This window comes from Acinetobacter sp. Root1280 (assembly GCF_001425285.1).
In the GTDB taxonomy this organism is placed as follows: Bacteria; Pseudomonadota; Gammaproteobacteria; order Pseudomonadales; family Moraxellaceae; genus Acinetobacter; species Acinetobacter guillouiae.
The window spans coordinates 1-13,473 of record NZ_LMED01000027.1 but is presented as its reverse complement, the minus strand read 5'-3'; the positions used below and the strand labels follow the sequence as shown (position 1 = coordinate 13,473).

Sequence of the window (13,473 nt, the reverse complement as noted above, 5' to 3'; positions counted from 1 at the left end):
TTGTTAACTAAAAATAAATTACGTTTATTCTTGTTTTCTTTAATGATTGGTCTTCTTTTAATAGGATGTGTTTATTTAATTTCTATATTTCATAAGTTACATTTTGTAGAGTCTAATCTATTAAAATTTAAAGTTGTGAATATATGTATGAGGTTGCCTAGTGAAAAAATACCGACTTATTTATGGACCTCTATCGACTATGAGATTAAAGAAAATCAAGGTCTAGAACAGAATGAAAGAGTAGATTTTTATACTGCTCTTTTGGTCACTTGTGGTGATAAAATCTCAAGAAATCATGATCAAAGCTTAATTTTTTATGAAAGTGTAAAGTTAGAAGATACTGAATTATTAATCAATGACTTAAAAGAATTTATCAGTAGACATAGATCTAAAAACGTATCTGGAGATGAAATCCAAATGTTGGAAAATTGGGTAGAATATTTTGATGTTAAGCTAAAAGAGAGAAGTTATGATAAAGGAAAATAGTTTTAATTATCTTAGATAGTGTTGAGAATTTAAGATTTAGTTTTCTCCAAAAGAAATATTATAAAAGATGTTGGGATTTAATCCATGAGGTTACGACTTGTATTTGTTTATAGGCTCCACAGGGGCTGTTTTATAGTTTTCTATTCTTGTTGTTAATGTAAGGTTATAAATATGAAAAATTTAAAAATATTTCTATTTGCTATAATTTACCTCTTATTGGTTATCACAGCTTTCTATTTAGGAAGTGTACTAAACTCTTTTAGCTTAAACCTATGCTATTCAGAAGCAATGGCTTCTCTCTCTAGTCAATCCAAATCAATGATCAATTCAAATGATCAAAAAAAGAAGCAGCAATTTGAATCGATGTTAAATAGTTTACCACTTAATGGATATGAAACAGACTGTGAAAAGATTAGAAGGATTATTCACTAATAGATTGAAATTATTTTAACAGTTAGAGAGTGATATTTATTTATATAATCTAATTTGTGGAGCAATAGGTAGGGGGGATAAGTGTAATTAAAAGGAGAAAGTTTTGAAAAATGATGAATTGATACAAACAGCCCGCGAGCTAGTAAAACAAGATATTCCAGATTACGAACAAGCTTATAAGCTATTAGACCTTGCATATAAACGAGGATCTCCAGAAGCAACTTACGCAATTGCAACATGGTATTTACATGGTGGTCATTTTTTGGAACAAGATTATGTCAAAGGAACTGAATATCTAAAAAAAGCAGCAGAAATGAAATGGCCTGATGCAATGTATGATTTGGCTGTTAGTTATGAAAGAGGAGTATATGTTTCTAAAAATCAAAAAAAAGCGTTTTTATTATATTTACAATCAGCTTTAAGAGGCTCATCTGAAGCGGTTTATGAAGTTTCTAGATGCTATTATTTTGGTATCGGTACTAGAAAGAATAAAGTTCTTGGAGCTATTTGGTATGATCGAGCAGAAGAGTTAGGATGTGTCCGAAATGATGATTAACTCTTAATATTGAAACTTCTACTTGATACTAAATATTAACTATTCAACTTTTTTTAGTTTTCTATGGCTAGGTTGAAGAAATAGGAGGGAGGTTACTAATGGATAGTAAAATTAATCCTATTTGGGCAGACATAATAGGTAGTAGAAATATTTTACTAAATAGAAGGATAAATGAGTGTGTTGCCCCTTCCCTTCGAGATGCAATAGATAATTTGTCATCTATTCCAGTTGAAAGTACGCGGAGGATATTTGATTTTTGTTTAAGAGAAGTACTATTGCAAATACAATCCTCAGATTTCTATAGTGCAGGTATGATTTTGAATTTGATACATAATCTACCTCTAACTATGGAAAAAGCAAAATCATGGGATGTTGATTACTTTTTATCTATTGAATTAAGTACTTTTTTGGAAAACTTCGAAATAATCATATCTGCTAGAAAAATAGTATTTTTTATCTGTGGAGAGCTAAGTCCTAAATATATTGAATAAAAAGTATTGAATTGGAATCAGCACCATGAAATTGATAAAAATACTGATAATTACAATTTACTTAATGGAAGGAAGTGGTTGTAATACATCAATATTCGTTTATGCAAGCAATTGAATCAAGATATGAGGATATTCAACATACAACAACAAACTCAACTCAACTCTTGCGGATCAACATCTATGGTGACTTTCATCGTAGAGGGTTTGCTATGTAACAGCTGTTGCCACCATTGGCGAATATAAAAATGCATTTTTGCCCGATCTTGAGAAAGCAAAACCACATGGGCTTGGTAACGCCCTGCTTTACGCTCCATTGGCGCTGGAATAGGTCCCCAAATATCAATTAAATTCTCTTCGGCAGTTTGTCTAAGGAGCTGCGTCATTTCAGTCAGAAACTTTAAATTTTCTTCCTGATGTTTTGAATCACAACGGATCAAAGCTGTATAACGAAAGGGTGGAAGTAGCGCGGCTTGGCGATCTTTTAAGGTTTGTTTGGCAAAGGTCCGATAGTCATTATGAATCAAGGTGTTTAATAACGGATGATCAGGTCTTAGGGTTTGTAAATAGACCTCACCTTTCATTTCACCACGACCCGCACGACCTGCAACTTGAATAATTAATTGCGCAGTACGTTCTGTAGCACGGAAATCCACACTCAACAAACCTGCATCAATATCCAAAATTGCCACTAAGGTGACATAAGGAAAGTGATGTCCTTTTGCCAGCATTTGAGTACCAAGTAAAATGGTCGGTTCACTTTTCTGGATTTGATCATAAATCTTTTGCCAACTGCCAACCCGACTGGTTGAGTCACGGTCTACGCGTAGAACGGGAAAATGAGGGAACAACTCATTCAAAGTTTCTTCAACTTTGGCGGTTCCCATGCCGATAGGCTTTAATTGTTGTTGATTGCATTGAGGGCAAGCATCAGGCATACGATTAATCGTACCACAATGGTGACAATGTAAATGCTGATAAGGCTTTAAATGCAGGGTAAAGTGAGCATCGCAGTTGGGGCAATTGGCCTGCCAACCACAGCTTTCACAGATAAGCACGGGGGCGTAACCGCGGCGATTTAAAAAAATCAGAACTTGTTCTTTTTTCTCTAAACGTTTTTTGATTTCAGCAATCAAAACATCACTTAAGCCATGCTGTTTTTTTGCCACTTTTAAATCAATCAAATGCATTTTCGGCATGATTGCGGCACCAGCACGTTGATTTAACTCAATCCGTGTCAGCTTTTCTTGGCGAGCAAGATAATAACTGTCGATGCTTGGTGTGGCCGAACCTAAAATAATCGGGCAATTTTCTAAATGTGCACGATACATGGCCACATCGCGAGCATGATAGCGGAAGCCTTCTTGTTGTTTAAACGAAAGATCATGCTCTTCATCTAAAATAATCAAACCCAAATGTGGCAAAGGCGTATAAATTGCAGAACGTGTACCTAAAATAATAGAGGCTTTGCCCGTTTGCGCATGCTGCCATGCTTGTAAACGTTTAGTGTCATTTAAGCCTGAGTGCAGTAAGGCAATATTGCAATGAAAACGTGATTGAAAACGACTGATGGTTTGTGGGGTTAAGCCGATTTCAGGCACTAAAACCAAGACTTGTTTGCCTTGTTTAAGTACTTCATGCATTACTTGCAAATAAACTTCGGTTTTACCACTCCCAGTTAAACCATCCAATAGAAATGCTTGATATTTTTTTTGCGCTTTTAAAATCGCTTGAATAGCTTTCTTCTGATCGTCATTTGGCGTGAGGGGCATCTGTGCCAATTGCACAGGTTCTGGCGTGACATTTTGTGGTTCCAAATCACAACGCACAATGTCTTTTTTCTCAAGGATTTTGAGTGTGGCTGTTTCAACACCACTTAGATTAAGAATATTTTCCTGTGTCCCTTTCGGGTGTAGCTTTAAAATTTTATACGCTTCTTGTTGTTTTTCAGAGCGTTTAACTTTGTCTTCGGCATGTAAGTCTAAAAGTTTCCAGATACGTGCCAATAAATTATAAGGTTTACCTTGGCGTAATAAGGTAGGTAACGCCGTTTGAATCACTTCACCGATAGGAAATTGATAATATTGTGATGACCATGTCAATAAACTTAAAACTTTACTGTCTAGAATGGCCTGTTCATCTAACAGTTCAGTAATGGCTTTGAGTTTAAAATGAGAATCCACAGGTTCATCAATCGGTACTTTTTTGACAATAACACCAATCAGATTTTGTCTACCAAAAGACACCGCAACACGCGCACCGACTTCAGCTTGCGCATATTGTTCAGCGGTGACTTGGTAATCAAAGCAGTCATTCAAATAGACTGGAACAGCAACTTGAATACGATAAATCGTCTGTGGCGTAGCAAGGGTATTCGACATTTTTAATTTAGTGACTCATTAATTTAGTGAGGCTGTGATGAAATTGTTTCATGTCCAGATTCGGCTTGTGTTAGAGTGTAACAGTCATCTATAAACATGAATATGAATGATTTATAGGGTATGACGCAACAGCGTAATCAAAAAATTTTGGAAAACTAGAGCATAATAATGCCAGCATATCAATTTACTGCAATTGATGCTTCAGGAAAGCAGCAAAAAGGCGTGTTAGAAGGAGATTCCGCACGCCAGATTCGACAACAACTACGGGACAAGGAATTGATTCCTGTCACGGTGGATGCTGTTGAACAAAAAGATAAAAATAAAAGTTCAGGATTTTTTCAACGTAAATTCTCGGCTTATGATCTGGCCTTAATGACACGTCAACTTTCTGTTTTGGTCGCTGCTGCAATTCCTTTAGAGGAAGCCTTACGAGCAGTTGCCAAACAAAGTGAAAAAGTGCATGTACAAAATCTTTTACTTTCGGCACGTTCAAAAGTGCTTGAAGGGCACTCTTTGGCTCAAGCGATGCAACAAACAGGACGCTTTCCAGATTTGTATATTGCGACTGTTGCTGCAGGTGAACGTTCAGGGCATTTGGATTTAATTTTAGATCAATTATCTGATTACACCGAAAACCGCTTTGCCATGCAAAAGAAAATTCAAGGTGCGATGATCTATCCAATCATCTTGATGTTTATGTCTTTTGCGATTGTGATGGGGTTAATGACGTATGTTGTTCCAGACATTGTTAAAACCTTTGACCAAAGTAAGCAAGCCTTGCCATGGATTACTGTGGCGTTAATGAAAGCCAGTGAGATTATTCGGCAGGCTTGGCCCTTTATGCTGGTGTTTAGTGTGGTTGGGATCTTTTTATTGATTCGGTTCCTACGAACTTCTGCTGGGCACTATGCTTTTGATCGTTTAACACTCAGATTGCCATTATTTGGTAAATTATCTCGTGGTATAAATGCAGCGCGTTTTGCCAGTACCTTATCTATTCTTACCCAATCAGGCGTGCCATTGGTCGATGCTTTGAAAATTGGAGCAGCGGTGAGTAGCAATTGGGTGATACGAGATGCAGTTAATATTGCAGCAGAGAAAGTCACAGAAGGTGGAAATCTTGCAACACAATTGGAGCGTTGTGGTTATTTCCCACCGATGATGGTACAAATGATTAAAAGCGGTGAAGCTTCGGGTGAGTTAGATCGAATGTTAAGCCGTGCATCAGATATGCAGGATCGAGAAGTATCCTCATTTATTTCAACATTATTGGCTTTACTGGAACCCTTAATGTTGGTGTTTATGGCTGGTATTGTTTTGGTTATTGTGATTGCAGTCATGTTGCCAATCGTCAATATGAACAATATGATTTAAGCCAATTATTTTTATAAAGAATATATAGAGAGTAAGCAGATGCAACGAAAGATGAATAGGACTCGTCAGTCAGGTTTTACCTTAATTGAAGTGATGGTCGTGATTGTTATTTTAGGCGTACTTGCAGCATTGATCGTACCCAATGTGATGGGACGTGGTGAAAAAGCCAAAGTTGACACCACTAAAATTGCATTAAAAGGTGTAGCGGGTGCTTTAGACCAGTATAAACTGGACAATGGGCGTTATCCGACAAGCCAAGAAGGTGGTTTAGACGCGCTTGTAAATCAACCTGCAACGGCTAAAAACTGGTTACCTGGTGGTTATGTTAAAGGTGGTTATCCGAAAGACAGTTGGGAAAATGATATTCAATATGTAATCCCTGGTTCTGAAGGTCGTAAATTTGATTTATATTCTTTTGGTGCCGATGGTAAACAAGGTGGTGAAGGAAATGATGCAGATATTTATTACCAACCTTAATTGAAGATTATTTAAGTTATTATTTATGGGATTAATCACTTCATTTAATCGAGTTAATAAATCTTGAGTGAAGTGATAATCTTTCTTGTTTGCTAAAGTGTATTTAATTTATTGAAATATAACAGCTATTTAAAATAACGATGTTTGAGAGTTATAATAAGAATTATTCCCATATTTAATAGTTACAAGAAAGTTAAATTGTGTATAAAAATAGACTTTTTATTTAATTAAAAGCTTGCATAATAGTTCTCAGGGCAATCTGAATTGCTTAGGAGGATGAGATGAAAGCATTATTATTACCAGATGAAATCAGCCAGTTTCATTGGACTATGCTCAAATCTGTTCTTTTAATTTTGAGCCTATTACCGATTAGCCAGTTTTTTCTCAATATTTGGCAAGTTGCCGATGCCAATAGCCAGATCATGATTGGTTTTATGGCGATTAGCGTATTTAGTGCATTATCTATTATTAGTTTTTATAATGCCTTAAATTTGACAGTATTTCAGTTAAAAACTGAATTCTCATCATTATTAGAACAATATTTAGTACGTTCATATCGTTATGTGCCAATGTTATTTTTAGCTGCAATGATGTCTTATTTGGTGACTCAACTTTAGTTGAAATATCATGGAAAACCGAGGGTATAATCCTCGGTTTTTTTGCACTACAATTTAATGATTCAGGTTTATTCAACTAAGTCGGCTGAACCAGGCTCATGGTGATTTTGCGCACAATCGGTAAGATAAAAAGTAATACTGGAAAGGCAATCAGCCAAGAAATCCCCCAAGCTGAAAGCCATGTGTATAGCGAAAAATTCTCAAAACCCATGCTTCTGAATGTACTGATACATGAAACAATAAATGTCATGATAATAGACAGTAACAAAGGTAAAACAATCGCTACATAGCGATGTGGAATCTTTTTAAAATTAAAATAAGACGATTTAGAGTTTTGCATTTTTTACTCCGTAAACCAACAAACGCCAGTGCCGCACCAAAATATTAAAATTTTGATTAAAAATAGCCCCAAGCCTTGTTGGAGATATGTTGGCACGTTGATTGACGTAAACGTTTACGGCTTTATGATCAGCGAAAATAATTTAGCATAAACTTGAAAAAAATATAATAAAAAATGCGCCGAAAATATTTTCAATTTCGTTTTGATAGGGCTTGGATTGAGTCTGGATTGAACATGATTGTCTTTTTAACAGGATCATTTGTCTGTTTTGTATAAGGTTGATCGCTTTAAATTTATCTAAAATGATTTTATCTCTTGAGATGAACCGATAAAAATACGAGGACTCAGCAATGCAACAAATAGAATGGAATGACTTTCTTAAAGTAGAGTTACGGGTAGGAAGAATTATTCAAGCAGAAGTGTTTGAGAAAGCGCGTAAGCCTGCTTATATTTTGCATGTTGATTTTGGCGAAGTGCTCGGTGTAAAGAAATCGAGTGCGCAAATTACCAACCTGTATCAACCTGAAGATTTAATTGGGAAGCTTGTGGTTGCTGTTGTGAATTTTCCAAAAAAACAAATTGGACCGATTCAGTCAGAGTGTTTAGTGACGGGTTTCCATAATCAAGATGGGCATGTGACGTTGTGTGTGCCTGATGCAAATGTACCATTGGGAACAAAGTTACTTTAATGATTGAATCAAGCGCTTTGTTGAAGCTGACCTCATCTCCTTAAACCAGAGATGAGGGATTCAAGCATTAACGTCTAGATTTAAAGCTAATATCGACTGCTTTAGGTCGATAGACCCAGCCTAAAATTAATAATAAGAGGGATAGCAATAAAATAGGGTAATCGCTAAAGCGGGTGTACCAAGTTTCACCTTGCATGGCTGGTAAATCACCACGAAGCACAGCTTTTTGATCTACAGGGGCTTGTTTTACAATATGCCCATTGTGGTCAATAAATGCTGTTACGCCTGTATTGGTAGCACGAATAAACCAACGTCCATTTTCCTTGGCACGCATTTGCACCATTTGAAGATGTTGTAATGGGCCTGCTGTACCGGTGAACCATGCATCATTAGAAACAGTCACTAAAAAGTCACTATTAATCGCATTACGTCGAGTGAGATTCGGATAGGCCACTTCATAACAAATGGCTGCAGCTAAATCATGTCCTTTAATATTAAAAGGTTTCTGATTGGATGCACCTTGGGAAAATCCACTCATGGATGGATCATTTTGTAGCGCAGGTAACACCCAAGCCAATAATCCTGAAAGTGGAATATATTCACCAAAAGGCACCAGACGTTGTTTTTTATATAAGCCTGAAGAATCTGCGCCAGAAGCCATCATACTGTTGTAGTACATTGGATAGCCATTTTTCTGCGATTCTTTTAAGTCCCAATAAGGAATACCCGTTACCCATGCTGTGCCTGAACTTTTGGCTTGTTGATCCATCATATCCAAGAATTGTTGAATATCTGTTTGGAACAATGGAATCGAGGATTCTGGCCAAACAATCAGATCACGCCCCCATTCAGTACGGCTTAAATTGACGTAAATTTCTAAGGTTTTAACCTGATATTCAGTTAACCATTTTAAATCTTGCGGAATATTGCCTTGAATCAAAGAAGCGGAGAGCGGCTTTTCTGCTTTCGGTTGTACGAAAGTGATAAACGATGCGCCCCATGCACCAAGGATTAAAATGATTGCAGGAAAGATCCAAAAGACTTTTCTATTTAAAATTTCAACCAATGCACAAGCAAGGATAATCACAACAAAAGATACTGCAAACACACCAAAGAGTGGAGCATAGCCATCTAAGAGTCGTTCAGTGAATGCGTAACCTGCAAATAACCATGGAAAACCAGTAAAGACCCAAGTCTTCGACCATTCAAAAATAACCCACAAAGGAGCGAAAGTTAATGGCGTTTCAGGAAAGAATCTACGATATACCCAAGTCTGAATCGCGGTAAAAAGCCCCATGACAATGGCCATGATGGCGATCATCAAGACACTTAATACAGCATTGGTATCTCCATACACATGAATCGATGTATAGAGCCAGAATGCGCCAACAAACCATAGGCCAAAGCCATAGCTTAAGCCAATCGCAAATGCTTGGCGTGGTGTACGGCCTTTTAAGCAAGCATATAGCAAGGCAGGCGATAAAATTGCCAACCACCACCAATAATAAGGCGCCAGTGCTAAACTGAACACTGCGCCTGACATTAACGAAATCAATAATGGGAAAATGAAGGGCAGCTGTTTTTGTTGTTGTGATGAATTTAACAGCTTGTCAAAGTATGCTCTCATTTATGTACAGCTCGAATCAGATGAATAGTGCGTGCATCTGCTTCAATAATTGTAAATTCCCAATCCTCAAGCTCAACCACTTGGCCTTGAAGATCACTCACTAGACCAATTTCTTGAAGCAGTAATCCGCCCATAGTCTCTACTTCATCGTCAGGAAATTCAGCATCTAAAACATTGTTAAAATGTTCGATTGGTGTAAGTGCTTGCACAATCCATGTATTGGCTGTGGTATGGGCTGTATCTGGAATGATAAATTGCGCTTCTTCGTCAACGTTATCATGTTCATCTTCAATTTCGCCGACAATCTCTTCTAGAATATCTTCTAAAGTGACCAGACCTGCTGTTGAACCATATTCATCAATTACAATGGCAATATGGGTTTGAGTGTTTTTTAACATTCTCAAAACTTGGTCGGAACGTGCACTTTCTGGAACAAATAATGGCTGACGCATTAATGCATGCACATCGACAACAGATGAACGATCAGTTAAAAAGGGTAAAAGATCTTTAGCAAGTAAAATACCCACCACGTTTTCAGGCTGATCAGAAGAGAAAACAGGGAAACGTGAATGTGCAGATTCAATAAGAATATCTAAAATATCAAGAAGTTGATCATCTTCTTGCAAACTGACCATCGCTGTGCGCGGAGTCATGACTTCACGGATTTTTGTTGCTGGAAGGTCTAATACGCCTTCTAACATTGCAACAGTATCGGGTTCTAAAAAACGACGTGAATCTTGTACTAATTTTAGCAGTTCATCACGGGTTTCTGGCGCTGTTCCTAACCATTTGCGTAAGCCACGCATTCCCCACGATGGGCCTGATTCCTCGTGCATGATCTTTCCTAAAGACGCTTAATATCTAGTAAATGTTTTTTTATCATACCGAAGAAAACACAGATGTCTATCTATTAAATAAGGTAAATAGATGAATGTATGTGTCATATTATAGATATATTGCAAGCCTTATTCATTATTTGAGTTTGTGTTAAAATTATTGATTGATTTCGCTTCTTTTTGAGAATAGATAATGTCTGAACCGATGCCTACAGCAAGCATTCAATTAAACACGCGTGGACTACGTTGTCCTGAGCCTGTAATGATGTTGCATCAAGCAATTCGTAAGTCTAAATCAGGTGATGTCGTTGAAGTATTTGCAACTGATAATTCAACCTCTTGGGACATTCCTAAATTTTGTATGCATCTCGGTCATGAGCTGATTTTACAAGAAGAAGTACTTGATGATGCCGGAAACAAGGAATTTCACTATTTAGTGAAGAAAGGTTAAAAGATCATGGTGGGTGGAAATCAGTCTATGTCATATGTGATGATTTCCCTTTTATTAATTTAAGAATATTGAAATTTATTTAGCCTGTTTTAATGGCTAATAAATTTATGTTATATGTAATTTATTGAATTTTAATAATTATATTGTAGATATTAAATTGTTTTACAAAATTAAAAATGACAGAATTTTGACTTATGATTATAATCTAAACATATTTTTTAATAATAATTAACTCATTCAAATGAACAGCTTAGTAAATAGCATTTATAAAATATTGGATCAGCTTGGACTAAACGCACAAAAACGAGCCTTGCATATCCAATTTAGCAATACAGACTTAAACAACCAAGTCTTCTNATAGCATTTATAAAATATTGGATCAGCTTGGACTAAACGCACAAAAACGAGCCTTGCATATCCAATTTAGCAATACAGACTTAAACAACCAAGTCTTCTTACAACGTATCGATGGACAACATGGTTTAAACCAAGGTGTGTCTGTTGAACTGATTTGCCTTGCCACTTCAGCTGTGATTCCCCTTAAACAATTCATCGGTAGCCAAGTGGCCATTGATCAAGTCACAGATCATGGACAATTGTTTCGTAGCACAGGAGTGATTACTGAGGCCGCACAAGGGCAGAGTGATGGTGCACTCACGCTATATAAACTCAAACTCGAAGATGCCACTTCACTGTGGCATAAACGCCGTAACAGCCGAGTGTTTATGAATAAGTCGGTTGTGCAAGTCATAGAAACCCTCTTTAAAGAATGGCAAGAAAAAAGCCCACTGTTTGCCTCCAGTCTAAGCCTCGATAAAAGTGGACTGAAAAAAGACTACGATATCCGACCATTTATCATGCAGAGCAACGAAAGTGACTATGCATTTTTAASCCGCTTGATGCGCAGTGACATGCAGAGCAACGAAAGTGACTATGCATTTTTAASCCGCTTGATGCGCAGTGAAGGGATCAACTGGYTGATTGATGAAGCACAATTGATTGTGCCTAGTTCTGCGACTCAAATTCAGCCGCAAAAACTGCGCTTGGTGGATGACAATAGTGAATACAAAGCGCTAGAACGAAGAAAGATCCGCTTCCATCGTAGCAGTGCCACAGAACAACAAGACAGCATCACCAGCTTTATCGGACAACGCAGCTTACAACCCACTGCTGTCCATGTACAACGCTGGCAAGCCGATGTGTTAGAGCAAGAAGAGGGTGCAGGCAGTGTTCAAAGCAAACACCAACACAGTCAAAACCAGAATAATGCCAGCCTCGCTTTAGAACAGGCTTGGCATATTAGTCCAGCATGGATTCAAGACCTAAATGGTGAAGACCAAGCAACCGCTTCAAATAACAATCAGATTGAAAAGATCAACCAAAACCTCAGCCATTATTACGATGCTCAATCCAAACAATTCATTGCTAACTCCACTGTACGCGATGCTCAAGTGGGGTATTGGTTTGAGTTAAACGAACACCCAGAAATAGACCAACACAGTGGCTCAGACAAAGAGTTTCTGATCACATCAAAGACATTTTATAACCAGAACAACTTACCCAAAGATCTGAATGAACAAATCAATCGCTTGCTCCAACAAAGCAAYTGGGTCAATTCAAATGTAGACTCAAACAACCCAGAACGCCAAGCCAATCAATTGGTACTACAACGCCGTAATATCACCACTGTTCCGGAATACCACCCACTACAACACCGTCCAAGTACCCATCCACAACGAGCCAAAGTGGTTGGGCCAAGTGGAGAGGAAATCCATGTCGATGAATGGGGACGTATTAAAGTTCGCTTCCTATTTACCCGCAATGAAGATCATAGTCATGATGGTGGAGCAGGGAGCAATGACAACGACACTGATTCAGCTTGGGTGGATGTACTGACCCCATGGGCAGGNTGGGTCAATTCAAATGTAGACTCAAACAACCCAGAACGCCAAGCCAATCAATTGGTACTACAACGCCGTAATATCACCACTGTTCCGGAATACCACCCACTACAACACCGTCCAAGTACCCATCCACAACGTGCCAAAGTGGTTGGGCCAAGTGGAGAAGAAATCCATGTCGATGAATGGGGACGTATTAAAGTTCGCTTCCTGTTTACCCGCAATGAAGATCATAGTCATGATGGTGGAGCAGGGAGCAATGACAACGACACTGATTCAGCTTGGGTGGATGTACTGACCCCATGGGCAGGTGAAGGCTATGGTGCGCGGTTCTTACCGAGGATCGGCGAGATTGTCGTGATAGATTTCTTTGATGGCAATATCGATCGACCATTTGTGGTGGGACGTATCCATGAAGCACAACGTAGCCCAACGAAATTTGATGACAAAGGCCAATTGCCTGATACAAAAAAACTAGTAGGGATCAAAAGTCGGGAAGTTAAAGGCAGTGGCTATGGCCAGCTTAGATTTGACGATACCACTGACCAAATTAGCAGTCAGCTACAAAGCAGTCACGGTGCGAGTCAACTTAACCTCGGTAACCTGAGTCATCCTAAAGAAACCGAGACCAGTGAAGGACGAGGCGAAGGTTTTGAACTAAGAACAGACCAATGGGGAGCGTTACGAGCTGGGCAAGGCCTACTATTGAGTACCTATGTTCAAGACTCAGCTTCAGGCAATCATCTTGATGCAACTGCAGCGAAAAGTCAGTTAGAAAGCAGTCTAAATAACTCTAAAGCCTTAAGTGAAGTTGCCAA

The 13,473-nt window shown here is 38.0% G+C and carries 14 protein-coding genes and 1 pseudogene; 11 read left to right on the top strand and 4 right to left on the bottom strand.

The genetic code is table 11. From position 1 onward, the window contains the following. The 4 genes from ASC84_RS18370 (at window position 1) to ASC84_RS18355 (ending at window position 1,965) form a co-directional block, all read left to right on the top strand. Window positions 1–486: a hypothetical protein gene (locus ASC84_RS18370; protein WP_056517369.1), complete on the top strand. Its 486-nt coding sequence runs from the start codon at window positions 1–3 to the stop codon at window positions 484–486. A gap of 171 nt (window positions 487–657) precedes the next feature. Next, the gene (locus ASC84_RS18365; RefSeq protein WP_056517368.1) at window positions 658–918 is read left to right on the top strand and encodes a hypothetical protein; all 261 of its coding nucleotides are present in this window, start codon (window positions 658–660) and stop codon (window positions 916–918) included. Between the two features lie 103 nt (window positions 919–1,021). Beyond that, complete coding sequence (locus ASC84_RS23395) at window positions 1,022–1,474, top strand: tetratricopeptide repeat protein (protein WP_227515176.1); 453 nt, start codon at window positions 1,022–1,024, stop codon at window positions 1,472–1,474. A 98-nt stretch (window positions 1,475–1,572) separates the two neighbouring features. Then, the gene (locus ASC84_RS18355) at window positions 1,573–1,965 is read left to right on the top strand and encodes a hypothetical protein (RefSeq protein ID WP_056517367.1); all 393 of its coding nucleotides are present in this window, start codon (window positions 1,573–1,575) and stop codon (window positions 1,963–1,965) included. A gap of 152 nt (window positions 1,966–2,117) precedes the next feature. Here ASC84_RS18355 and ASC84_RS18350 read toward each other — a convergent pair whose 3' ends face one another. Next, window positions 2,118–4,343: a primosomal protein N' gene (locus ASC84_RS18350; RefSeq protein ID WP_056517360.1), complete on the bottom strand. Its 2,226-nt coding sequence runs from the start codon at window positions 4,341–4,343 to the stop codon at window positions 2,118–2,120. Between the two features lie 168 nt (window positions 4,344–4,511). Here ASC84_RS18350 and gspF point away from each other — a divergent pair, with 168 nt between their 5' ends. From gspF to ASC84_RS18335, 3 genes are all read left to right on the top strand, one after another. Further along, window positions 4,512–5,717: a type II secretion system inner membrane protein GspF gene (gene gspF, locus ASC84_RS18345; protein ID WP_004725548.1), complete on the top strand. Its 1,206-nt coding sequence runs from the start codon at window positions 4,512–4,514 to the stop codon at window positions 5,715–5,717. Between the two features lie 39 nt (window positions 5,718–5,756). Continuing rightward, window positions 5,757–6,194 (top strand): type II secretion system major pseudopilin GspG, encoded by a 438-nt coding sequence (gene gspG, locus ASC84_RS18340; RefSeq protein WP_004725550.1) that lies wholly within the window; start codon window positions 5,757–5,759, stop codon window positions 6,192–6,194. Window positions 6,195–6,475: 281 nt separating this feature from the next. Beyond that, the gene (locus ASC84_RS18335; protein WP_004725552.1) at window positions 6,476–6,811 is read left to right on the top strand and encodes a hypothetical protein; all 336 of its coding nucleotides are present in this window, start codon (window positions 6,476–6,478) and stop codon (window positions 6,809–6,811) included. 76 nt (window positions 6,812–6,887) lie between these two features. Here ASC84_RS18335 and ASC84_RS18330 read toward each other — a convergent pair whose 3' ends face one another. Continuing rightward, window positions 6,888–7,151: a DUF2798 domain-containing protein gene (locus ASC84_RS18330; protein ID WP_056517359.1), complete on the bottom strand. Its 264-nt coding sequence runs from the start codon at window positions 7,149–7,151 to the stop codon at window positions 6,888–6,890. A gap of 350 nt (window positions 7,152–7,501) precedes the next feature. Here ASC84_RS18330 and ASC84_RS18325 point away from each other — a divergent pair, with 350 nt between their 5' ends. Further along, window positions 7,502–7,840 (top strand): tRNA-binding protein, encoded by a 339-nt coding sequence (locus ASC84_RS18325; RefSeq protein ID WP_056517358.1) that lies wholly within the window; start codon window positions 7,502–7,504, stop codon window positions 7,838–7,840. Window positions 7,841–7,907: 67 nt separating this feature from the next. Here the strand turns inward: ASC84_RS18325 and lnt are convergent, their stop codons facing one another. Together lnt and ASC84_RS18315 are read right to left on the bottom strand one after the other, a co-directional pair. Then, on the bottom strand, window positions 7,908–9,467 hold the full coding sequence (gene lnt, locus ASC84_RS18320) for an apolipoprotein N-acyltransferase (protein ID WP_056517352.1): 1,560 nt from the start codon (window positions 9,465–9,467) through the stop codon (window positions 7,908–7,910). Then, window positions 9,464–10,303, bottom strand: a complete 840-nt coding sequence (locus ASC84_RS18315; RefSeq protein WP_056517349.1) for an HlyC/CorC family transporter — start codon at window positions 10,301–10,303, stop codon at window positions 9,464–9,466. Before ASC84_RS18315 ends, lnt begins: the two co-directional genes overlap by 4 nt. A 193-nt stretch (window positions 10,304–10,496) precedes the next feature. Here ASC84_RS18315 and tusA point away from each other — a divergent pair, with 193 nt between their 5' ends. The 3 genes and pseudogenes from tusA to ASC84_RS22520 all read left to right on the top strand — a co-directional run. Next, a complete protein-coding gene (gene tusA, locus ASC84_RS18310) occupies window positions 10,497–10,754 on the top strand; it encodes a sulfurtransferase TusA (protein ID WP_004725563.1) in 258 nt (85 codons plus the stop codon). 357 nt (window positions 10,755–11,111) lie between these two features. Continuing rightward, a pseudogene (locus ASC84_RS18305) lies at window positions 11,112–12,663 on the top strand (type VI secretion system Vgr family protein); the annotation flags it as partial. A 1-nt stretch (window position 12,664) separates the two neighbouring features. Continuing rightward, window positions 12,665–13,473 (top strand): type VI secretion system Vgr family protein (locus ASC84_RS22520; RefSeq protein ID WP_171252561.1); only part of this gene is annotated, 809 nt, incomplete at both ends.